The sequence below is a fragment of the Chromatium okenii genome (assembly GCF_002958735.1).
Lineage (GTDB): Bacteria > Pseudomonadota > Gammaproteobacteria > Chromatiales > Chromatiaceae > Chromatium > Chromatium okenii_A.
This window is the reverse complement of record NZ_PPGH01000035.1, coordinates 194,998-216,562: the sequence shown is the minus strand read 5'-3', so window position 1 is coordinate 216,562 and position 21,565 is coordinate 194,998. Positions and strand designations below refer to the sequence as shown.

Genomic DNA, 21,565 nt, shown 5'->3' with positions numbered 1-21,565 from the left:
AGCGAGTCAACAGCGGTGGAAAATCATGTTGTTTCAACGGGATTGGCGTTTTGATCGGCATCTGGCGTTGCCATAATGTCGCGCAATTCGGTCTCAAAATCCGTTTCTGCCTGAGCACACAATAGGCGACCAAGACTTTCTTCATAAAACAAAATGCGGTCTTGCGTGGCATCCAGACGTGCTGCGATTTCAGCAACGCTGCTGTCATGCGCGAGTTTGCGCACTTCAAGGCGTCGGGATTCATCGCGCCAGCGCACCAATCGTTCGCCCTCAGTCTGCGCGAGCTTTTGCAATGCTTTCAGCTCCCGTTTCAATTCGTTGACTGACTGCGTATCGGTGGCGCGGCGTCCAAACCAAAAACTCATGCGCGTTGGCGTGTTCGCTGTTGCCTTACTCGCAGCGGCGAGGCGACGGTTCAGCAGCTCAATTTCAACATTGCGCGTGGTTTGTGCAGCTTCGGCGGTTTCCAGATGCTGGCTCACGGTAGCCATTTCTTCTTCCAGTTTGCGCCCAGATTGCCGCAAATTGCGCAAATCGGCGCTCTGTTTCGCATCCAATCCGCGCAGGCGGTTGAGCTCAAAACGGATGCCGGTCAAACGAATTTGAAAAGCCTCGCGGCGACGATTGGCCGCTTGTTCGCTCAACTGCTGCAAATGCGTCTGCCGCCGTTCTGCTTCAGTTTGCTGCACATCGGTCAAAGTTTGCTCGCGCAGCCGTTCAATATCATGCAGACGTGCACGCAATTCATTGCGAGCAACTTCCTGCGCCTGTTCAAAGGCTTCACGTTGCTGGAGCAGAGTTTCTTCTTCAATCGCCCGCTGCCGCGCCCAATCTGCTCGCGCTTTGTGCAATTCACTGGCCAGCTCCACGCGCCGCTGATCCAATTGCGCCCGCGTTTGCTCATCCAACTGCGCCTTTAACTGCGCTGTGCGCAGACTCAATTCCTGATCATAGGCAGCGAGTTCCAGATCACGGCGACGACTCACAAACTCATGTTCTTGCTGCAAATTCTCCTGCCGCAACTGGAGTAATTCTTGCTCAAATGATTGACCAGCTTGATATTTTAATAACGGTTCGCGCACTTCTAAAAAGGCTTGTCGCGCCGCATAAAACGCCGCAGGGTCTTTTTCATAAAGTTGCCACAAACGCACAAATTCCAACGGATTAAGCTGTTGATCTGCATCTTGCCACGTCTCAAATCCGGGAATGTCCGCCAAACCGCCAACCAGATATTTGCGATATTGCAACTGCATCGTTTCGCTGAAATACGCGCTCACTGCCGCTGGTTCAAACAGTTTGAGCGCAATCAACGCGAAAAACAGCACACCGAGTGCTGCCTGCGAAAAACCTTCAACGGTTTCAAAATGCGGAACGCCATTTTCATCTGGACTTTGGCGCAGCGCGTGGAGGATTTTGGAGCGAGCAGCGAAGGTAAGACGCGGCGGCAAGGCTTCTACTTGCTGCGCCCTCAATTCTGCTGTTGCCTGATCAAGCCGCGTTTGTTGTTCCTGCCGAAGTTGATTGAGACGTTCAGAAGTAGTCGCCAACGAATCTTCCAACGCTTTGATTTGCGCGATCACGGCGCTTAAACGGTTATCTACTTCAGCTTGTTTCGCCGTCAGCACACTCGCAATCTGTTGGGCGTTGATTTCCCATTTACGCGCTTCGGGACCGCGACCTTCCGGGCGACCCTTGCGCCCCATCACTTCATTGCCGAGCCGTTCCCGCACTGCGACCAAATCCTGCCGCAGGATTGCCAGCTCCGGCGCGTATTCAGTTTCCATTTGCAGACGACGATCACGTTCCAGCGCCAGCGCCTGATTGATGCGCCCAATTTCCGCTTCCAGCGGCTGGGTGCGTTCCCGATACAACGCCTCAATTTGCGCGGCGCGTTCGCGGACATGCGTCTGCAACATGGCATCGCGCTGGGCGTAATACTGTTCTACTTGGCGCTGGTGATAACTGCTGATGTCGTCAGCGCGAATCAATTTGCCGAGAAACGGCGCAGTGACATAGAGCGATACGGCGACGATCGCAACCCGCAGCAGTAATCCAAAAAACCAGCGAAATACTGCGCCAAAGCCTTGGTTAATAAACGGATTCCAGCGGCGAGAACGTAACGTTGGGCGTTCGGACATAATCAATGACGCATCGACGATCCAAATCACCGAAAACATCAATGCAAACATGAACAACCCAGCAATGGGTTGTAGCCACCTGATCGCGTCGGGCACGATGGATGCGCTTACCAGTCCCCACACGATGCCTTCGATGCTGGCCATCAAAAGGATGATGACCCAGGCAAAGCCGAGCCACACGCGAACAGCCGGAGTTGCGAGTGACGCTCCGTAAGGACGTAAACGTAAAAAGTCGAGTCGCGGCATTTTCAACCACAGGTCTTTGCGCAAAATACTTCTCATTCTTGTGAGCGGTCTGGAATAAAGCAGACAGCGAATAAAGTAGAAATTGTATGCTTTCGATAAGAGACTGACGAACCACTGCGTGGTCAGTCGTTCCAGATGGTGATGCACGTCACAAATATCGGACTGGCATCATTTCTAACTCACAACAACACAGGTGTTGTTAACACTATGGATCGTTTAACCCGTAACGCGATGCTCATTTCAACGGTGCTGTTAGTGCTGTTAATTGTTTCATTAGCCTGGAATCGTGATTTGGCTCCGCGCATTTGGCAGCTCAATACGCTGCTGGAGCAAGACCCGGTGCTGATCAATTATCCCTATCAGTTTAAGGCAGTGTTGTTTGTTAACGGGATTGTGACGCTGACGAGTCCTCATGCCTCAGAAATGCCGCTTGAGCCATTTTTGCAAACGCTTGATCCCAGCTTAAAAGAGAAAACAGCGCAAGACCCAGCAGTCGAAGCCGCTCGTGCGCGTTTCGAGCAACAGGAACGTCATGTGATTGCGTTGATGCTGGCCGAGCCAGATGTGAAATCAGTGGAATGGTCGCTGGATCGTGCTTGGTATCACCGGCATGGTTTGCAGTTGGCGCAGCCCTGAGCGGTGTTGAAATGGGTGGTGGAATGGCGATAAAACGTGCAGAAAATGAAACACTTGCAGATAAAAAAATGGTAATCGTCGCCAGCCACACCCCGGCACACGCTTCAACTGCTGCGGCTGCTCCCTTCCGGGCCTGACCGGGTCACGGTTTCGCGTTGCGAGGGGACCGACGACGATCACCGTGGGCGACTATAACGACCAATGTTTAACGCCGCAATCCGTATTTGCCCATTTTGTACCGCAGCACCCGCTCGCTGATGCCGAGTTGATCGGCAGCACGAGTTTGAATCCATTCCGCATTTTCCAACGCCACCCGCAGTAAATCGCGTTCTAACGTGTCCAAACGCTCTTGCAGCAAACCTTGCTCGGCGCTGGTGAACGGCGTACTTCGGCAGGCAAATCGCTCGGTTGCACCGATTGCCCCGCGTGAGCGTCAAACTGCGCTGAATGATGTTCCAACTCGCGCACATTGCCCGGATAATCGTAACGAATCAGCGCATCCAGCGCGTCCGGCGCGAGCTGAAGCGGACGCCGCGCATCACGAGCGATGAAATGCGCGATTAACGCCGGAATGTCCTCGCGGCGACGACGCAGCGGCGGCACGCAATATCCAACACATTGAGTCGAAAGAATAAATCTCGCGGAAACTGCCGGCTTCCGCCAGCGCCCGCAAATCCCGATTGGTTGCAGCCACCACGCGCACGTTGACGACAATCTCGCGCTCGCCGCCGACGCGATGGATGCGTTTTTCCTGCAACGCCCGCAGCAATTTGGCTTGCAGCGCCAGCGGCAATTCGCCCACTTCGTCGAGAAATAACGTGCCGCCGCTCGCCCGCTCGAAGCAGCCGCGATGCTGACGCTCCGCGCCGGTAAACGCGCCTTTTTCGTGACCAAACAACGCGCTTTCAAACAGATTTTCGGGAATCGCCGCGCAGTTCACCTCGATAAACGGCGCCTCGGCTGCCGGACTGAGCAGATGAATCAGCCGTGCAATCAACTCTTTACCCGTGCCGGTTTCGCCCTGAATCAGCACATTCCACGGACTATCAGCAACGCGCCGCACCAGCGACAAGGTGTCACGCATCGCCGGACTGTCGCCGATGATCGCCAGCGGCAACGCGCCGTTTCGACCGCTGCCGTCACTCTGCGACATCCTCGGCGACTGCTCGCGTTTGGGCGATTTGTTCAATTTTTTCCAGCAGTTGCGTCAAGTTAATCGGCTTTTCGATGAAATCATCCGCGCCCAATTTCATCACCTTGACCGCCATGTCCACCGCGCCGTAAGCCGTCATCATCATCGCTCGCAGCAGCGGATTTTCGGCTTTCATCTGCGCCAGCACTTGATCGCCAGTCAAGCCCGGCATTCGATGATCGAGCAGCGCCAGCGCGATGGGTTCTTGACGAAACACTGCCATCGCCTCAATCCATCAGCGGCAGTGCACACGGCATAACCCTGTTTTTCGAGAAATCCCGCCAGCAGTTCGCGCTGCATCGCGTCATCGTCGGCAATCAAAATTTTCATTCGTTTCCGTCACTCCGTGAAACGCACTGGCAATTGAACGCAGATTTGTAACCGCCCCGGCTGCGGCACTGCAGCGTCAACTGCCCAGCGTGCGCAGTGATAATCCGCTGCGAAATCGCCAAACCCAAGCCCGTGCCCGTCGTTTTGGTGGTAAACCACGGCTCCACAATCTGCATCACGTCCGCTGCTGCCAGCTCCAACCCGTCATTGGCAATCCGCAGTTGCGCGAATTGACCGCTGCGCTCCACGCGAATGTCAATCAAGCCCGCTGGCGCGTTGGCCTCCAGCGCATTCCGCAACAGATTATCCAGCACTTGCCGCAACAGATCGGGATCGCCGCTGATCCACGTCTGCGGTTGCAGCGCCAGCACCAACTGCCGCCCGCTCGCCTCGAATTGCCGTTGATACAAACTCATTGCTCACTGACCAACGCATCCAGTGCCAGCCGCTCGCGCCGAGGATGCAGCGGGCGGGCGTAATCCAATAAACCCGTCACGGTGCTGTTGGTGCGCCCCACGGCGGCAAACACGATGTCCAGCAGGCGACGATGCGCCGGCAGTAATTCATCCGCTTCGAGTTGCAGCCGCTGCAATCCCATCGCCATCGCATTGAGTGGATTGCGGATTTCGTGCGCGATGGCGGCGGCGGCGCGTCCTAAACCGGCTTCTTCGCGCTGGCGCGATAACCGCCGTTCATACGCAATCGCTGGCGCTCGTGAGCGCGTTGGTGACGATACAGAATCCAACCGCCCATCGCGGCGGCGCTGCCCAGCGCCAGCATAAAACCGAGAAATTGCCACCACAGCCGTTCGCGCATCGACAACAACGGCCCTGCATCCAAATCCAGCAGCAATTGCGCTCCCGCCATTGGTGCGCTGGCGCGGCAACGGTGCGTCCATCCGGCAGTTTGCGCATGGCGATCTGCGGGAGTGCGGTCGCGGCTGGCGCGGCAGATTCCAGTTGCAACGCGCCGTCCAGTTGCACTGCAACCACGCCCGGTAATTTGGCAACTGCTGCCAGCGCGTTCGGCAAACCAATCGCTGCTTCTAACGCTTCAGTGTGGCGACTATCCAAACCGACCAACACACAACCGCTTGATTCTGAAACAGCAACGCCAAACAGAATAGTGTGTACGGCAGGCAGGCGAATGAGTTGATCGAGTTGGGCGCAATCCGGCGGAATCTCGGGTTGCCATTCTGCGGGCCTTGCACGATGCCTTCGGCGCGAATCAGTCGAATCACTGACAGTCCAGCTTCATCCGCAAAGGCGCTCAGTTCATCAGCACGGAAAGGCGCAACGCCGTCGAGATAGGCGACAAACCGCGCTGAATTGCCGAGAAAGCGGGTCAAAATATCGGCGGTGACGCGCTCCGCCAGCAATGCTCCACGGGTGTGCAGCATCACTGCATCGGTTAACAGGCGGGCGCGGGCGCTGGCATCTTCCAAAAATACCTGCTGCGCTTGGCGGGTTTGCACGAAAAACCAGCCGAAAACCAGTGCAAACAGCAATCCGAACACCAGCAGATGACCGAGCCACGGCGACGGTAAATGCCGCAATGGAACCTCGGTGAAACCATCACTTTCAGCGTCCACTGCGTCACCAATACGACTGCGGGTTATGAATTATTTTTTAACCACAGACAGTTATCACCGCTCACGGCGGCAATGGCAGCGAGACGGGCGTCATGTGCGGCGCAACTGGCTGCATCGGCGTGAATCACCGGCAGCGGAGGTCGATCTGTTGAGGAGATGACGCGCTGCGGCTAGCGCGTTGGAAGCGTTGGGCGTTAAGGATTGACTGCCGAGATGCAGCGTCACCTGTCCGCCAGTCATGGCGAGATAAAGCGCCGCGAGAATTCCTGCGTCAAGTAGCGCTCCATGCACATCGCGCCGACTGTTGTTCACGTCATAACGTTTGCACAGCGCATCCAGATTATTGCGCTGTCCGGGATGACGCTTTCTTGCCATGTCCAGCGTGTCAATCACACTGCCGCGCTCGTGTAGCAGCGGCGTCTGTGCTCGCCATTTACGCAATTCGTGATTAAGAAAACCGCTATCAAATGGCGCGTTGTGAATAATTAACTCGGCATCGCCGATGTAATTCAAAAACTCCTCGGCGATATCCGCAAAGCGCGGTTTTCCCACCAGAAAAGCGTCGGTGATACCGTGAACTTTGAGCGCCTCGGATTAACTGCGCGATCTGGTTGCAAATAGCAGTGAAACTCGTTGCCGGTAAGTTGGCGATCAATAAGTTCCACACAACCGATTTCAATCACGCGATCACCAGCAGCAAAAGAAAGTCCAGTCGTTTCTGTATCGAGGGCAATTTGACGCATGTTTGAGACCTTGCGATGACCAATAACACCTTGATTGGCTAACCGATCAGCGCGTTCGTTATCGGCGTGACCGGCATGACTTTTGACCCAGCACCAGCGCACCTGATGACCCTTGAGCGCAACGTCTAAACGCTCCCACAGATCGCGGTTTTTCACTGGCTCACGATTCGCAGTGCGCCAGCCATTGCGTTTCCATTTCCGCATCCATTCATTCACGCCGCGAGCGACGTATTGCGAATCGGTGGTGATTTCCAGCGGCGCAGTGCGATCGAGCGTTTCCAGTGCCACGATCACCGCCATTAACTCCATGCGGTTATTCGTCGTGTCCCGCTCGCCGCCATAAAGTTCCTGTTCCACTGCGCCACGACGCCATAACACGCCCCAGCCGCCCGGTCCGGGATTGCCTTTGCAGGCGCCGTCGGTGAATACCTGAACACAATCAGCCATGATCGTTACCGCGAGTGGTGGGGCGCACGGCAGTGCCCGGTAATACTGGACAACGCCGTGACCACGCTGGTTTGAGTGGCGTGAGCGTGGCGACTCGTTTGACAGCGCGAATCACATACACTCCGCCAAAGAATGGCCACAAGCGTTGTCCTAGTGCTTCCAATGGCGAACAGCCAGCGCCGTAAACCTGACGCAGCGGTGGACAAAACAACAGATGTTCGCAAACCTCAACCACAAATCCGGCGCTTTCAAGCCAGCTTTCAATCTGCGCGGCAGTTCTAAAGCGTCCGCACCAAGGCATTTGCTGCTGAGACCCCAGCGCCAAATGCCACAAGCCCCAAAAGCTCACCGCATTAAAACCCACCACAATCACGCGTCCTTCTGGAATTAACACCCGTTCGACTTCGCACAGCACTCGCCGAGGATCAGTCGTGAAATCAAGCGTGTGTGGTAATAACACTGCGTCGATGCTATCGGCAGCAAGCGGTAAATCTGTTTCCGCGCCCGCAATCGTCAACCCAGCACTTCTATTTGCTGGCGCTGAAGTCAGTAACACCTGATGCCGAATCCGACAGGTTGCCAGTGCTTCCCACCACAATTCCGTTAAGCCGATTTGCAACAAGTAATAACCAAAGCTGGTGCTGAGTAAGCGGCGCACACATAGACCTTCAAGCTGCGCTACTCGACGCCCGAGTGGTGAGCGATACCAGTGTTGTAGACCTGCGAATGGAGATTTGTGGTCGTTAGAAACCGTCATACCGATACATTTTTCTTAACTTTCGTTAACTGCCACGTTAAAAACGTGGGGTATATCTACCAAGGCGCGTAACAGGATATTACGCGCTCCGACAACATCTCTATTAACCCAATCTCCAGAGAGTAATCGTATTCTTTTTGCGCCACCAATTTGTTTTATTTCACCCGTTTTGGGGTGAGTCTTACTGGTATACGCTTCACACACATCTAACACTGTTTTTCCATACTCAAATGCTTTATTTTTCAAGAACTGCTTAAAGCGATAATGGGCAAAGGTCAACAGATTGCGGACGGTTTTACTTCTGATTTTTCTACCTGCTCTACCGACCATTTGCGAAGTTTCAAAAGTGGGCAGCAGAATACAATCAAAGTTTTTTACAAAAAACAACGCGGCTTTGTGGTGCAGTTCATCAATGAGATTCTGCACCTTTTGACGCATTCGTAAACCCGCTAACAACATTCTTTTCTTTTTTTGTTTCCCTGCTTTCGATGCACGGGAAAGCAAATCATCAAGGTAATGCGCCATGCGTTGAATGCGTGAAAAATCGCCACTGCCAATCAAGCCACATGAATCAGTTGAATAGAAAGTCGCAAACGTTCTTACGCCGGGGTCAATCGCTACCACACCAAGGGCTTGGTTCTCGCCATAAGGTACAAGGTGTTTTGTGGGGACGGCTAAGTAAAATTTGCCAGCTTTCCATACCAGCCGGGAGTCACGAAAAGACTCTGGCAAAGATTCGGCATAACCCAAACCTTTGCCAGAGACTTGTGGGTAAATACCTTTATTGCTAATAGCAGTTTTGGGAATAAAGCAGGATTGTATCGGGTCTTTGCGGCTACGAAAGCGAAAGGTCGCAGGCTTGCCACTGCCTTTATTGGCTTTGCACGTTTTCCAAAAAGCGTTGTGTGCATCTTTAATGGCAGTGCCTTTAATTTGAAAAGGCGTATCTTTTGTCCATGCAGGCAATAAACGGGTGAACATCTTTTTAATGTCCATCCATGATGGCTTTGCTCCCTCATAATCGCGTAACAAGGCAATCGTGGCGTTATAAACGTAGCGGCTCACTGTCATCCAGTGCTTGAATTGCGCTCTGTTCTGCGCGGTTGGATATAGCTTGAGCAACTTGCTTTTTGTAATTTCTAAGTCCAGGCATTCTACAACTGAAGACGTGTAGGATATTGAGCAAGTCTTGATTAAGTTCGACTGCGGGGCTGAGTGAGTCTTCTGATAAAACCACGAGTTTTCCACCATTTGACTCGATAACAAAGCGAATGAGTTCATGTCCAAATCGCGCAAGTCGGTCTCGGTGGGCAACCACAAGCGTGATGTGAGTTCCGCGCATTGCGCGTTCCAAAATGGTGTTAAGTCCTTTTCTTTTGAAATTGAGTCCACTACCAATGTCCTTAATTATTTCTGCGTGTGGATATTGATTGCGCATGAATTGAACTTGGCGGTCAAGGTCATCTTTTTGTTTATAGCTGGACACACGACAGTAACAGATGACAGCAGACTCAATTGCGCCCAAATAGGATTCAACGTTGTATTTTCGTTGTCCTGATATTCTGATGGTTTCAATCTCTCCATCATTCGCCATTCTCCTAAGCGTGTTTGGATGCACTCCCAGTATTAACGCTGCTTTTCTGCTAGATTCATATTTCATGGAATACAATTATCAACAATTGTTAGTATTTGTAAACTTTTTATTTACTATGCACTAGCCATCATACCCCTTTAATCAAGCATTCATGGTACTCACGATCCCCAGCGTTGTCGTGAAATTAGCGGGTCGCAGCAGGTGGCGGTGTCTGGAATTATCCAGCCCTTTGCGTATGATGCGTGGTGCAAAAATAATATGTCATTTAATCAAATAGTTAGTGAAAAGCAGATGGGTTTTCATGCTTGATGCGACGTTTTTGGGCGCAGCGCCTACGCGCTGGGTATCCTTGCATTACCGCTGTTAACCGGCTGCGCCAGTCAGCCGAATGTCTCCACAGACATTTCAAACCTATTCTGGTGCGGTTTCTGCGCGTGAATATGGCTTTGTCAGACCCGCCCGCGATATTGCTGGCAACACGATTAATACTCGCCGCGTCGTTCGTACCGAAGTGTCCGCTGGGAACGGCGCTGATTTGTGGAATCGAGTACGTTCGGGAATGCGTCTTGATCTACACGCAGACACGCGCATCGACTCCATGCTGAACCAGTTTCGCCGTGATCCGCGCTATTTAGAAAAGATGTCTGGTAAAGCAACGCCTTATCTCTCAACCATCGTGAATGAAATCGAACGGCGCGGGTTTCCGATGGAGCTGGCGCTGCTGCCACACGTCGAAAGCCGTTATAACCCAGCGGCGACTTCACCCAAAGCGGCTGGCGGCATGTGGCAGTTTATGCCTTACACCGCCCGTGAAATGGGGTTGCGACTTGACCATGATACCGATGAGCGCCGCGATGTCGTCGCCTCCACGCGTGCTGCGTTGGATTATCTCGCGCAATTAAATCGACGTTTTGATGGCAATTGGGAACTGGCGATGGCGGCGTATAACTGCGGCCCTGGGCGCGTGGATGCTGCGATCGAAGCCAATCGCCGTGCAGGAAAAGCCACCGATTTTTGGTCGCTCGATCTGCCGCAAGAAACCCGACAATATGTGCCGCAAATTCTCGCCACTGCCCGTTTAGTCACCGATGCGCGTCAATACGGTTTGACGCTGCCCGCAATTGCTGATCGTCCGCGTGCAGAAATGCTGGTGTCACGCGAGCCGATGAATCTGGTGCGGGTTGCCACTTCCAGCGGCGTGGATTTTGCGGAGATTCAGCGCCTGAATCCTGAAATTAAATCTAGCTGGTTCGGCAATAAAGACATCAATCAGTTGAAAGTGCCTGCCGGTACTGGCGCAAAACTCAGCGCCAGCGTTGCGAAACAGGTACGGGTGATGTCACTTACCGATTCTCGCACCAACGGCTGATTTCGTATGTGGTCGCGTCGAATGCAGTGGCATTCGGCGTGTCATTTAGCCCGGCCAACTTCCTTCCATCGCGTGTTTGCATAAACCCGCCCAATCTTCTTCAGAAATATCTAGTTCCAAGCGTCCGCGATCACGATACGTCAGCATTTCTGGCTGGTCGTGCGTGCCAAACGGCAGCGCCATCAGCGCATGAGTCAATTGGGTGATGGCGACCAATGCCCGCACCCGGGAATCTTCCAGTTGCTGATAATTCGCTGCGTGATGATGGTAAATCGCCAGCGTGAGGTGATCGGGAAGCTGCCAGATGCTCGCCAGCAGAAAGCCAACAGTCGTGTGATCGACGCCAAGCGCAGCTTGCTCATGCGCCAGCAACGACTGTGGCGAACCAGAACGCAGCACCCATTCATAGCCGTAATTGTCTAATTGTTCAGCGAAAATCAAGCTGCCGACATCGTGCATGATGCCGAATAGATACACTTCTTCTAAATTGAGATTGGTCACTTTCTGCGCAATGGTCACTGCGACCTGCGCCTGTTCCATGATCGATTCCCAAATGACTCGCGCTGCGCCCGGCGGATGTTCCAGCAACCGTTCGACTGCTTCGGCAGTGACTAAATTGACCAGACGATTGATGCCTATCAATGCCACGGCTTGCTGAACACCGGTGATCTTGTTTGAGAGCGCAAACAGCGGCGAGTTAACCCGTTTCAAAATTTGACCGGTCAGCGCCAAATCTTGGGCGATGAGATTGGCAACTGCCTTGACGTTTGGCTCGGTGCGAGCGAGTTCCGCCCGCAGCGCCAGCACAACATCAGGAATCTGTGGCACCTGCGCTTGGCGAATGGTTTTGAACGCCGTTTCAAGCTCCGGTTTTGATGGATATTGCTTAATCATGAACGCGCCTCGAATCTGAGTTTAACGACGATTTCCCGACTTCAACCTGTTCCCAAAACTGCGCTAATGCTGCAACCACTTCCGGCAGTTTTTCCCACTGGGGCATTCCTAAATGTGGCGCGAGCGAGACCGAACGCCATGTCGAATGCGCAGCGACAAACGCATCCAACCGTTCAAAAGTGATGTACGGGTCTTGATCGGCGATGACCAACACTGGCAGCGCCAACCGATCGTAAAGCTGCGCTGGGGCGTCTGGTGTAAACAATTGCATGGATAAAAAGGTGAGCGGCGCGTGGCGAGCGCCGGGCTGATGCGCAGTCGCGTGGGCGTAATCAATCAGCGCCTCCGGCACTGCGCCAACGAAGGAACGTCCCAGAAAATAACGAATGCTGCGCCGCGAGGCGACGAGGTTATAAAGCCACTGGCTTAATCCGGGCAGACGCAGCAATCGGTGCGTGATGCGAGCAGCGCGGGCGCTCGGCAGCGGGCGCGTCATAAATCCAGTGGGCGAAATTAGCACCAGTGAATGCACCAACGCTGGCGCAGCGAGCGTGGCGCGGGCCGCAAATTCGCTGCTCAATGACAGCGCCAGCACATCCGCCGGTTGCTGGACAACCTTGGTCAGAAATTCCGCAATCACGGCGCTAAATCGGGCTGGCGTGTAGGCGCAATCAGGGCGCTCGGAATGACCAAAGCCAATTAAATCAAGGCTGTAAACTGGACGTTGCCCTTGATAATGCGCAAACAGTGGTTGCAATTCAAAGCTGCTCGGCGCGGCGTTAATGCTGTGAATCAGCACCAGCGGACGCCCAGTGCCACTGGTGTCGGCGTAATAAGCGATGCGTTCGCCGCTGGCGGTGAGGAAATGCTGGCGCGGGGCAGCGAGGGCTTCTGGCAAATGCAAGTTATTGTTGTTCAACGTAAATACACTCCATCTTCACCGATTTTGCCGGGACCGTTGAGCACGTAAATTCCGGCGGAATTTGCCTTCACCATGAATCCCAAACGTCCGTCGCTGTGGATTTCGGCGCCAGTCACGGCGTCGCGGTAAATCCCTGCGGGGACGCCTTCGATGGCAATTTGTTGATCGCTGCCAATCGCCAGCCCGACCACGACGTAGCTGCCGGTTTCAGAATGATCGCGCACGAAACGCATTCCGCTGCCCCATTCGGCCAGATGGCTCATCCGCGCTTTTTGCAGCGCCGGAATGGTGCGACGAATTAAGTTGAGGCGTTGAATGTGGCGATAAATAGGATGCGCTTGCGTGTGGCTGATGCGTTCATCGGAGAGATGGTCGCCAAAATAAGCGCGGCCGGTTTGACTGAGCACATCGCGTTCTCCTTCAACGTCTTGCGGTGCGCCGCGCATGAACTCGATTTCCTCGCCGTAATACAGACACGGAATGCCGCGCACCGTCCAAATCAGGTTATACGCTGCCGCAGCCATCCACTGCTCGCCTTTGAAGCGATATTTGAAATCGTTATCTGGGCCGACATCGTGGTTTTGCAGAAAGGTGACGAGCTGGGTCACGTCACCGTAAATCCAATCCATGCCGAGAATTTGTGCGCTGCCCGCGTAAGTGCCTTTGCTGACGGTATCGCGGAAGGTTGAAAACAGCCCAAAATCCAATTGCGGAAACCCAGAATCACCGCCGGATTCGGGATCACGCGGATCGTGACCCAGCCGCGTGTACCACCACGGACGAATCTGCGACGGTCCGTTATCACCGCCGCCGAGATCGCCGAAACCGTAGCCCTTCACCAAATTTTCACCAAAAACAAATAGCCCCGGTTTGTGCGCTTTCCACGCATTGACGTATTCGAGCAAATTATCGCGCTCAACGTGTTTCACGGTGTCAATGCGCAGCGCATCAACGCCCATATCCAAATAGCAATTGATTGCATCAATCAGATAATCCTTCACATTTTGGCGTTCGGTGGCGAGGTCGATGCAGTCGCCAGCGAGATGTTTTTGCTGCAACGGATGCGCACTTTCCCAATCGCCGCCGCAAATAAACCCGTCTTGGTGATACCAATTTGGATCGAGCGATTGCGCATCAACGCCGAAAAAACGCCCCGGCTGATAACCCGCTTTCGGGACAGTTTCGCCGGTTTTCGGATCAACAAGCGGCTCGATGCCGTCTGGATCGCGGACGTGGCGCTCGCGGTACCATTCCGGCGCAAGCGGATTATCAATGTCATCGTGGTTCGCCCATGCGTAATTGCCGAGGCAGCCTTGATACGGACCGTGATTCACGCGCTGCGGTTCTGAACCGTGCGGCACATAGTATTTAATTGGCAAATGATCAATATGTACCTGCCCGCGTATTCCGTATTGACAGGAATGATTCACCACCACATCTTGAATGATCTTAATGCCTTTTGAATGCGCAGCATCAATTAAATCTTGATAAGTGGCATCGGGCGATTCTAAACGCGGATCAATACGCGTCCAGTCATACGCATGATACCCGTGATAATCCAATCCAGATCGGTTTTCAACTGGTGGTGTAATCCAAATCGCTGTGAAACCAAGATCGCGGATGTAATCCAAACGCTGAATTAATCCTTTGAAATCGCCGCGCCAGTGCGGATCAATTGGTTTTCCATTCGCATCAAATTCAATCCGATCTCGGCAGAAAAAATTATTGGATGGATCACCATCATAAAAGCGCGTGGTCAATAGAAAATAAATCGTTTCTTCACGAAAATCAGTGCGTTCTTGCAGTGGACGCAATGCTGCTGCAACCTGATAACGTGGCGCTGGTGGATAAGTTTTTGTGGGTGCTGGTAGACGCGCAGCGGGTTTAGTGGGCGACCAATGACCGATTGCATCAAACCAACCATTTACTGCGCGGAATTGATCAGATGTTTGCCGTCCTTGTGCATCATTAAATACTAGATGCAGTGCTTTTAATCCTGAAAACCGATAACGAAACCAATTGCCTTCAACTGGCTCCATCGCCACACCAGGCCATGCACTTTCAATGCCGTCGTTGTGACCACTCCAATAATGCACATGAACCGTTTTAGCCCAATCACAGGGCTTTTCAAAATGAATGATTAAATCTGACAACTATTTATCCTCAACGAGATTTTGCTGAATGCCCATTGTGCCGAACTGTTCGCGCCAGTGTTGCGAATAGTGCAAGCAGTTTGTTGCTTGCAAGTTCTCGCGTTGTGCCGCTACTGACCAAGTTAAAGGGTCATCACCTTCAGCGTCAGGTTGTGCGACTAAACGCACGGTTGAAACAGGCGATTAGTGCTACAATTTCTAGTTAACTTTTCATCCGCTTCCCCCAGCGTTTTTATTGATTTAAGGTATCCCATGGATCAAGAACAGCAGCAGTCGCAACTGAAGCAACTGATCGCCAAGGGCAAGGAACAGGGTTATCTGACCTATTCCGAGGTCAACGATCACCTGCCTTCCGGTATTGTCGAAACCGATCAAATCGAAGACATCATTCGAATGATTAACGAGATGGGCATCATGGTGCAGGAAATTGCGCCTGATGTGGTTGATCATACTCTGAGCGATTCCGCTGTTTCCGATGATGATGCTGCCGAGGCTGCTGCCGCTGCCCTTGCCACCGTTGATAGTGAGTTTGGTCGCACCACTGATCCGGTGCGAATGTATATGCGCGAAATGGGTACGGTTGAATTGTTAACCCGTGAAGGTGAATTGCAAATCGCCAAACGTATTGAAGATGGATTAAATCAAGTATTGGCTGCGTTATCAGTTTATCCGCGCACCGTTGAAAAACTCATTGAAATTTTTGATCGGGTTGAGCGTGAAGAAACCCGTTTAACCGATGTGATTTCTGGATTTAATGATGGCGATGATGAAGTAGCAGTGCCGCCGCCGGTGGTGGTTGTCGATACTGCAATTCCATTGGATAAAACTGTACTCGAAACGACTGATTCAGATGAAGATGATGATGAAGATGAGAGCGCTGCGCCGGTGTATACCGGTCCTGATCCAGAAGATGCCGCAGCACGGGCGCAATTATTACGCGAGCGTTTTGGCGTATTGCGCACTGCATTAGAAGAACACGGGCGTGATGATGCGCGTTCGCGTGCTGCAATGGCGGAAGTTTCAGAAGTGTTTTTGCAATTCAAATTAGTCGCTTCTGTATTTCAAGAATTGACTGAGATTTTGCGGCAAACGATTGAACGCATTCGCACACAGGAACGTCAATTGATGGCGCTGTGTATTGAGCAGGCGGGAATGCCACGCAAATTATTTATTGATAGTTTTCCGAAAAACGAAACTAATATGGGTTGGCTCGATCAACATTTGAGCAGTGGTCAACCTTACGTTCCGCGTTTGACTGAATTGGCAACCGATATTCGCCGCGCTCAACGCAAACTTCAGGATATTGAACACGAAAACATTTTGACGGTGGGTGAAATTAAAGAAGTCAATCGCAAGATGTCGATTGGTGAAGCGAAAGCGCGGCGAGCAAAAAAGGAAATGGTAGAAGCCAATTTGCGCTTGGTGATTTCCATTGCGAAAAAGTACACCAATCGCGGTTTACAATTCCTTGATCTCATTCAGGAAGGCAATATCGGTTTAATGAAGGCAGTAGATAAATTTGAATACCGGCGCGGTTATAAATTTTCTACTTACGCAACGTGGTGGATTCGTCAAGCGATTACCCGTTCTATTGCCGATCAAGCTCGCACCATTCGTATTCCGGTACACATGATCGAAACGATTAACAAACTCAATCGTATTTCGCGGCAGATGATTCAGGAAATGGGACGCGAAGCGACGCCGGAAGAATTGGCAACGCGAATGGAAATGCCCGAAGATAAGGTGCGCAAAGTATTAAAAATCGCCAAGGAACCGATTTCGATGGAAACCCCGATTGGCGATGACGAAGATTCGCATCTCGGTGATTTCATTGAAGATGCAGGAGTGATTTCGCCAGTGGATTCGGCAACGGCGGAGGGTTTGCGCGAAGCGACGCAAAACATGCTTGCCAGCCTGACTTCCCGCGAAGCAAAGGTGCTGCGGATGCGCTTTGGGATTGATATGAATACCGATCACACATTGGAAGAAGTGGGTAAACAATTCGATGTCACCCGCGAACGTATTCGCCAGATTGAAGCAAAAGCATTACGCAAGCTGCGTCATCCGACACGCTCTGATAAACTGCGCAGCTTCTTAGATGCAGATTGATGGCATGACTGATTTTGGGCCGTTAGCTCAGTGGTGAGAGCAGGAGACTCATAATCTCTTGGTCGTAGGTTCAAATCCTACACGGCCTACCAAAAAACAAAGGGTTAGCTTTTTAGCTAACCCTTTTTTATGGACGCAATGTGCTGGTGTGGTGCCCTCGACAGGAATTGAACCTGTGACCTACCGCTTAGGAGGCGATCGCTCTATCCAACTGAGCTACAAGGGCAAAACCAATTCCTTAAAACAGATTCAAGAACGCGGCGATACAATCCCTAATAAATGCGCCATATCTTTAAAGAAAATCCGCAAATGTGCGCCGGGACGCGCTTTTACCAGCCGCTTATTCATATACGCTTCCCACGTCAGATATTGAATATCGGGATCGGCACATAAACTGACAAATCGCTCGCGCCGTTTGTCATTCGCATACCAAAACCGCTGCATAATGCCCAATACCCAAAACACTTTACCGTGCGCTTTCATAAACTTTTTTCGCGCCGATTGCAGCGCTGCCGCTTTGCCGGTGGTCAAGAATTCCGCCACTGCTTCACCCGCCAAGCGTCCGCCTGCCAGTGCGTAATAAATGCCTTCACCCGACGCTGGCGCGACCACGCCCGCTGCGTCACCCGCCAACACGATGTCGCGTCCGTTATCCCAACAGCGCAGCGGCTCCAACGGAATCGGCGCACCTTCGCGGCGCAACGTTTCCGCGTCGGCTAATCCGGCGCGACGGCGTAATTCGGTGCAGGCCGAGCGCAGCGAAAATCCTTCAACCGCCGTGCCAACGCCGACGCTGACGGTCGCACCGTGCGGAAACACCCAGCCGTAGAAATCCGGTGAAATGTCGCCCTGATAATAAACGTCGCAGCGGGTGCCATCGAAACCCGCCGGGGTGCGCACGATTTCGTGATATGCGGAAACAAATTTCATGCCTTCCGAGCCGGGAATGCACTGCTTGGCGACAGAGGAATGTGCGCCATCTGCGCCAATCACCGCTCGCGCCCGCACCCGCTCGGAATCGCTGCCGCTGCGACCTTGACCGGGGCGATAACAGACCAGCGCCGTGCCGTCCGTGTCGCGTTCAATCTGCTCAAAGGTGCCGGTGCGCCGCGTCGCGCCAGCCGTCGCTGCCCGCTCGCGCAGCCATTCATCAAAATGTTCACGATCCACCATTCCGACGTAGCCGCCGTTGATGGGCATGTCCACCGTACGATCCGTCGGCGACACCATCCGCGCCGAATTGACCTGACTCGCCAGCATCGATTCGGGAATCTCAAACTCGCGCATCGCTTGCGGCGGAATCGCGCCGCCACAGGGTTTGATCCGCCCAGCGCGATCCAGCAACAGCACCGAGCGTCCCAGTTTGGCGAGATCGGTCGCCGCCGTCGCGCCAGCGGGACCGCCGCCAATCACGACTACATCAAAGGTTTCAACATTTGCCATGACAGATTCCGTTGCTAGAAATCAATAAAAATCAAACTGTTTGCGCCATGCCGCGCACCGCAAAGGCGCTGATCATCATGCCGATGACGTACACGCTCACGCCCAAGCCGCTAAACCACGTCGCCCGCTCACGCGGACTGCCGAGAAAACGCACCATCAGCGCCACCTGAATCAGCAGAATGATGCCAACGGCGAGCGCGTGAACGGGTTTGTCCCATGAATACAACAGCGCGATGACCACTACTTGCGGCAGTCCCATCACCAGACACGCGACTCGCGCTGCGCCGTCCACGCCGAGCTGCACCGGCAGCGAACGCACACCCATTTGAATATCGCCCTCAATCGCCTTGAAATCGTTGAGGGTCATAATTCCGTGAGCGCCGAGGCTGTAGAGCAGCGCCAGCGCCAAAATCGGCCACTCCGGCATCGCGCCGCCGATCATCAACGTCGCGCCGGTGAACCACGCCAGCCCTTCATACGAAATGCCCGCCGCGAGATTGCCCCACCAGCCGTTGGCTTTCAGACGCAGCGGCGGGGCGCTGTAAATCCACGCAATCGTCATGCCGATCAGCGCCGCGCCAAATACCCAAGTGCCGAGAAAATAAGCCAAAGTCAGCGACACTGCCGTCCAAATCAGCGACAGATAAAAGCCCCATTTGCCGGGAATGCGCCCCGACGGGATCGGGCGATACGGCTCGTTAATCGCGTCCACGTCGCGGTCATACCAATCGTTGACGACCTGACTGGTGGCGCACATCAGCGGCCCCGCAAAGACGATGCCGATCAACACCAGCAGCCACTGCGCGGCAATCGGCTGACCGGAGGAAACGACGCCGCAGGTAAATGCCCACATCGGCGGAAACCATGTAATTGGATGCAACACTTCGAGAATTGCCGCTGGCGCGGGATAGCGCCGCAGCGGTAGCTGGGTGACGTGATTCATGCAGAAAACCTATCAAGGGAGATGTTTGTGCTCAGGTGCGGGCGCATCGGGCGTGTGGTCAGCAACAATGCCGTAACGGTCGATTTTGACGTACAGACTTTGGCGGCTCAAGCCAAGCAATTCGGCGGCAGAAGCGCGATTGTCGCCGGTCAATTTCAGCGCCGCTTCAATGCACAGACGCTCAATCGTGTCGGTCGATTCGCGCACCAATTCCTTCAGCGGCACGCGTCCCACCCGCTCCGTTAATTGATCCAGCCAGCGCGTTTGTTCGGGGCTGATGGGCTGCTCGCTGCTCAAACGCCGCCCGACATCGCGGATGAAAAAGCCAAAATAGGGACGTTCGCCGTTGCGTACTGCAACAGCAGAAATTTCTACTTCAGTGGTCGAACCGTATTCACCGCGCAGCATGGTGGCAAACAAGCGAACGGTGGCGTGCTGGCGCAGATTGCCCATCAACACATTCAAATCAACGCCGGGACGACCCAGCCAACGGTCCAGCGACTCGCCGCGTGCCTGCTGCTCGGTGGCAATTTCGGCGAGACTTAAAAAGGTGCTATTCGCAGTGAGAATGCGTCCCTCAGCGTCAGTGATCACCACACAATCGGGAGCATTTTCGAGAATGCGTAGATAACGGGTTTTAGCTTCCGGCAACACATTGGCACTCATGCCAGTCAATAACGGCGATAAGCGCACCAATAAAAAAGTCACATTTTCTTGGCGCAGCAGCGACGCAGCGACGAGAAATTCTTGCACACCGTCAATCAATCGCGCTCGCACATCATCAGCGCGTCCCGCTGCCCGCACTCCCGCCAGTAAACCATTGATGGCTTGTGTGCTTTCAGGATCAAAACCTTCTGGAAAAGGGCGACCAATAACGCGAGTTGGCGTTTCACCGAGCAGTTGACCGGCAGCAGGATTCGCTTCAACCACGCGCTGCGTTGGCGCGTCGATGATGAGAATGGCTTCAGAAACCATTCGAAATAGCAGCCGGTAACGGGTTTCGACTTGACGGAAACGCCAATAATCGCGTTCCAATGCTTGCTGGGCATCAACGAGTTGCTGCTGCAACGCAGTCATACCTTGTAAGTTGCGTCCAATGGCGACTACTGCGCCGTTTTCCGTTAACCGCAGCGCTCGGTATTGAATGGGAATATCAATACCACGCACTGATGGATGATTAATCTGATGCCAGCGCGTCATACCGTCGGTGTGCGATTCGGCGAGGAGTGCTTCGAGATCGAGCCGACTTTCTGGTGACACGGTTTCCAGCCACCGTTGCCCCACCCAATCGGCACTGAAATCGGATAACAGATCAGCACTGCCAAAGACAATATCGCTGACCACGCCTTGAGGATCGACGACCACGGCAATATCTGCCATGCCCTCAATGAGAGCGGCAGCGGTCTCCGCGTTGAGGCTGCGTTTCAATCCTTGTCGTATTGGATTTAGCAACTAAACCTGCTCCCAAAAATGTGCGTATAAGTGTTTATGCACAACTGGGTCATTCGCTCTCCGTTGATAGTGTGATCACTGCAACTAGAGTCTTGGTTGGGCAGTCTCAACCGAATGGCCAACCTGTGTTGGCAACATCGAGTACTACTGAACATTGCGCCCCGGCGTTACCATAAAATCACCCTGCTGCTCATCCTTGGGCAAGGTGACTTTGCGACCCAATGTTGTTCATGCCCGACGGGGCGCGAAACCTTCGCGCTTGTGGATACCATCCACCGGTTTATTGTCAGACAGCCATTGCCTAAAAAACAAGAAAATCCCCTCTTCATGTTCTCAATCTTTAGGTTGTTGTCACTGCTAAGAGTGTTTTTTATATGGACTAAAATGCACTACAGCGTACTCAATGTAATACTAGAGTCTAGCTTCAATGAATAATGATTCTGTGATGCGCAACGGACAAGCAATGAAATGAGCCTTATCAGATCGTCATGTCGGAATTTTGTTCCGAGCGCAGTAAATAAAGTTTTGCTGTACACCCGGCGATGATGACAACTCCGATGCCAGTCAACTCTATTGTGGTGGCTAGCGCACAGTTGTCAAGTCAGG

General features: G+C 53.2%; 23 protein-coding genes, 2 tRNA genes, 1 other RNA gene and 2 pseudogenes. 4 read left to right on the top strand and 24 right to left on the bottom strand.

What is annotated here, in order from left to right:
- Positions 1 to 23 precede the first annotated feature (23 nt).
- Positions 24 to 2,384 (bottom strand): hypothetical protein, encoded by a 2,361-nt coding sequence (locus CXB77_RS09270; protein WP_242445598.1) that lies wholly within the window; start codon positions 2,382 to 2,384, stop codon positions 24 to 26.
- Between the two features lie 207 nt (positions 2,385 to 2,591).
- On the opposite strand from CXB77_RS09270, the gene CXB77_RS09265 reads away from it, so the two are divergent.
- The gene (locus CXB77_RS09265) at positions 2,592 to 3,020 is read left to right on the top strand and encodes a hypothetical protein (RefSeq protein WP_105073659.1); all 429 of its coding nucleotides are present in this window, start codon (positions 2,592 to 2,594) and stop codon (positions 3,018 to 3,020) included.
- 76 nt (positions 3,021 to 3,096) lie between these two features.
- On the opposite strand, the gene ffs is transcribed toward CXB77_RS09265, so the two are convergent.
- The 15 genes and pseudogenes from ffs to CXB77_RS09225 form a co-directional block, all read right to left on the bottom strand.
- Positions 3,097 to 3,192, bottom strand: an RNA gene (ffs, locus tag CXB77_RS09260) — signal recognition particle sRNA small type.
- A 33-nt stretch (positions 3,193 to 3,225) separates the two neighbouring features.
- On the bottom strand, positions 3,226 to 3,378 hold the full coding sequence (locus CXB77_RS21740) for a helix-turn-helix domain-containing protein (protein ID WP_242445660.1): 153 nt from the start codon (positions 3,376 to 3,378) through the stop codon (positions 3,226 to 3,228).
- Positions 3,351 to 3,623, bottom strand: coding sequence for a hypothetical protein (locus CXB77_RS23075; protein ID WP_277949386.1), 273 nt, complete (start codon positions 3,621 to 3,623; stop codon positions 3,351 to 3,353). The genes CXB77_RS21740 and CXB77_RS23075 overlap by 28 nt, the downstream gene beginning before the upstream one ends.
- The gene (locus tag CXB77_RS09255) at positions 3,559 to 4,173 is read right to left on the bottom strand and encodes a sigma-54 factor interaction domain-containing protein (protein WP_277949385.1); all 615 of its coding nucleotides are present in this window, start codon (positions 4,171 to 4,173) and stop codon (positions 3,559 to 3,561) included. Before CXB77_RS09255 ends, CXB77_RS23075 begins: the two co-directional genes overlap by 65 nt.
- Positions 4,160 to 4,435 carry a response regulator gene (locus tag CXB77_RS19715; protein WP_172452612.1) on the bottom strand — a complete coding sequence of 92 codons (276 nt, stop codon included), beginning with the start codon at positions 4,433 to 4,435 and terminating at the stop codon, positions 4,160 to 4,162. The genes CXB77_RS09255 and CXB77_RS19715 overlap by 14 nt, the downstream gene beginning before the upstream one ends.
- Positions 4,372 to 4,542 (bottom strand): response regulator, encoded by a 171-nt coding sequence (locus tag CXB77_RS19710; RefSeq protein ID WP_172452611.1) that lies wholly within the window; start codon positions 4,540 to 4,542, stop codon positions 4,372 to 4,374. The genes CXB77_RS19715 and CXB77_RS19710 overlap by 64 nt, the downstream gene beginning before the upstream one ends.
- Entirely contained in the window at positions 4,539 to 4,958 is a 420-nt protein-coding gene (locus tag CXB77_RS21735; RefSeq protein WP_242445597.1) for a sensor histidine kinase, read from the bottom strand. The genes CXB77_RS19710 and CXB77_RS21735 overlap by 4 nt, the downstream gene beginning before the upstream one ends.
- Positions 4,955 to 5,341 (bottom strand): histidine kinase dimerization/phospho-acceptor domain-containing protein, encoded by a 387-nt coding sequence (locus CXB77_RS21730; RefSeq protein ID WP_242445596.1) that lies wholly within the window; start codon positions 5,339 to 5,341, stop codon positions 4,955 to 4,957. The genes CXB77_RS21735 and CXB77_RS21730 overlap by 4 nt, the downstream gene beginning before the upstream one ends.
- Entirely contained in the window at positions 5,235 to 5,615 is a 381-nt protein-coding gene (locus tag CXB77_RS21725; RefSeq protein ID WP_242445595.1) for a hypothetical protein, read from the bottom strand. Before CXB77_RS21725 ends, CXB77_RS21730 begins: the two co-directional genes overlap by 107 nt.
- Positions 5,588 to 6,133, bottom strand: coding sequence for a hypothetical protein (locus CXB77_RS21720; protein WP_242445594.1), 546 nt, complete (start codon positions 6,131 to 6,133; stop codon positions 5,588 to 5,590). The genes CXB77_RS21725 and CXB77_RS21720 overlap by 28 nt, the downstream gene beginning before the upstream one ends.
- Before the next feature lie 90 nt (positions 6,134 to 6,223).
- A pseudogene (gene dnaQ / locus CXB77_RS09245) lies at positions 6,224 to 6,876 on the bottom strand (DNA polymerase III subunit epsilon).
- Positions 6,877 to 6,900: 24 nt separating this feature from the next.
- Positions 6,901 to 7,323: pseudogene (gene rnhA / locus CXB77_RS19225) on the bottom strand (ribonuclease HI); the annotation flags it as partial.
- Complete coding sequence (locus tag CXB77_RS09235; RefSeq protein ID WP_105073656.1) at positions 7,316 to 8,080, bottom strand: class I SAM-dependent methyltransferase; 765 nt, start codon at positions 8,078 to 8,080, stop codon at positions 7,316 to 7,318. The pseudogene rnhA and the gene CXB77_RS09235, both read right to left, overlap by 8 nt.
- Positions 8,081 to 8,095: 15 nt before the next feature.
- Positions 8,096 to 9,145, bottom strand: coding sequence for an RNA-guided endonuclease InsQ/TnpB family protein (locus tag CXB77_RS09230; protein ID WP_197711031.1), 1,050 nt, complete (start codon positions 9,143 to 9,145; stop codon positions 8,096 to 8,098).
- On the bottom strand, positions 9,126 to 9,740 hold the full coding sequence (locus tag CXB77_RS09225; protein ID WP_105073655.1) for an IS607 family transposase: 615 nt from the start codon (positions 9,738 to 9,740) through the stop codon (positions 9,126 to 9,128). The genes CXB77_RS09230 and CXB77_RS09225 overlap by 20 nt, the downstream gene beginning before the upstream one ends.
- Positions 9,741 to 10,062: 322 nt before the next feature.
- Between CXB77_RS09225 and CXB77_RS09220 the strand changes: the two genes are divergently transcribed.
- Positions 10,063 to 11,043 (top strand): transglycosylase SLT domain-containing protein, encoded by a 981-nt coding sequence (locus tag CXB77_RS09220; RefSeq protein ID WP_242445593.1) that lies wholly within the window; start codon positions 10,063 to 10,065, stop codon positions 11,041 to 11,043.
- Between the two features lie 45 nt (positions 11,044 to 11,088).
- On the opposite strand, the gene CXB77_RS09215 is transcribed toward CXB77_RS09220, so the two are convergent.
- The 4 genes from CXB77_RS09215 to CXB77_RS19705 are packed head-to-tail and all read right to left on the bottom strand — an operon-like array spanning position 11,089 to position 15,180.
- Positions 11,089 to 11,937: an HDOD domain-containing protein gene (locus CXB77_RS09215; RefSeq protein ID WP_105073654.1), complete on the bottom strand. Its 849-nt coding sequence runs from the start codon at positions 11,935 to 11,937 to the stop codon at positions 11,089 to 11,091.
- Positions 11,930 to 12,856, bottom strand: a complete 927-nt coding sequence (locus CXB77_RS09210) for an alpha/beta fold hydrolase (protein WP_242445592.1) — start codon at positions 12,854 to 12,856, stop codon at positions 11,930 to 11,932. The genes CXB77_RS09215 and CXB77_RS09210 overlap by 8 nt, the downstream gene beginning before the upstream one ends.
- Positions 12,853 to 15,012 (bottom strand): alpha-amylase family glycosyl hydrolase, encoded by a 2,160-nt coding sequence (locus CXB77_RS09205; protein WP_105073653.1) that lies wholly within the window; start codon positions 15,010 to 15,012, stop codon positions 12,853 to 12,855. Before CXB77_RS09205 ends, CXB77_RS09210 begins: the two co-directional genes overlap by 4 nt.
- The gene (locus tag CXB77_RS19705) at positions 15,013 to 15,180 is read right to left on the bottom strand and encodes a hypothetical protein (protein ID WP_172452610.1); all 168 of its coding nucleotides are present in this window, start codon (positions 15,178 to 15,180) and stop codon (positions 15,013 to 15,015) included.
- A gap of 84 nt (positions 15,181 to 15,264) precedes the next feature.
- Between CXB77_RS19705 and rpoD the strand changes: the two genes are divergently transcribed.
- Together rpoD and CXB77_RS09195 are read left to right on the top strand one after the other, a co-directional pair.
- Entirely contained in the window at positions 15,265 to 17,121 is a 1,857-nt protein-coding gene (rpoD, locus tag CXB77_RS09200; RefSeq protein ID WP_105073652.1) for an RNA polymerase sigma factor RpoD, read from the top strand.
- 16 nt (positions 17,122 to 17,137) lie between these two features.
- Positions 17,138 to 17,213: transfer RNA gene (locus tag CXB77_RS09195), tRNA-Ile, on the top strand.
- A gap of 57 nt (positions 17,214 to 17,270) precedes the next feature.
- Here CXB77_RS09195 and CXB77_RS09190 read toward each other — a convergent pair.
- The 4 genes from CXB77_RS09190 to ppsR all read right to left on the bottom strand — a co-directional run bounded on the left by CXB77_RS09190 (position 17,271) and on the right by ppsR (position 20,959).
- Positions 17,271 to 17,347: transfer RNA gene (locus CXB77_RS09190), tRNA-Arg, on the bottom strand.
- A gap of 23 nt (positions 17,348 to 17,370) precedes the next feature.
- A complete protein-coding gene (locus CXB77_RS09185; protein WP_105073651.1) occupies positions 17,371 to 18,564 on the bottom strand; it encodes a geranylgeranyl diphosphate reductase in 1,194 nt (397 codons plus the stop codon).
- Positions 18,565 to 18,595: 31 nt separating this feature from the next.
- Positions 18,596 to 19,507, bottom strand: a complete 912-nt coding sequence (gene chlG, locus CXB77_RS09180) for a chlorophyll synthase ChlG (RefSeq protein ID WP_105073650.1) — start codon at positions 19,505 to 19,507, stop codon at positions 18,596 to 18,598.
- Positions 19,508 to 19,519: 12 nt separating this feature from the next.
- Positions 19,520 to 20,959 carry a transcriptional regulator PpsR gene (gene ppsR, locus CXB77_RS09175; protein ID WP_242445591.1) on the bottom strand — a complete coding sequence of 480 codons (1,440 nt, stop codon included), beginning with the start codon at positions 20,957 to 20,959 and terminating at the stop codon, positions 19,520 to 19,522.
- Positions 20,960 to 21,565: the final 606 nt, after the last annotated feature.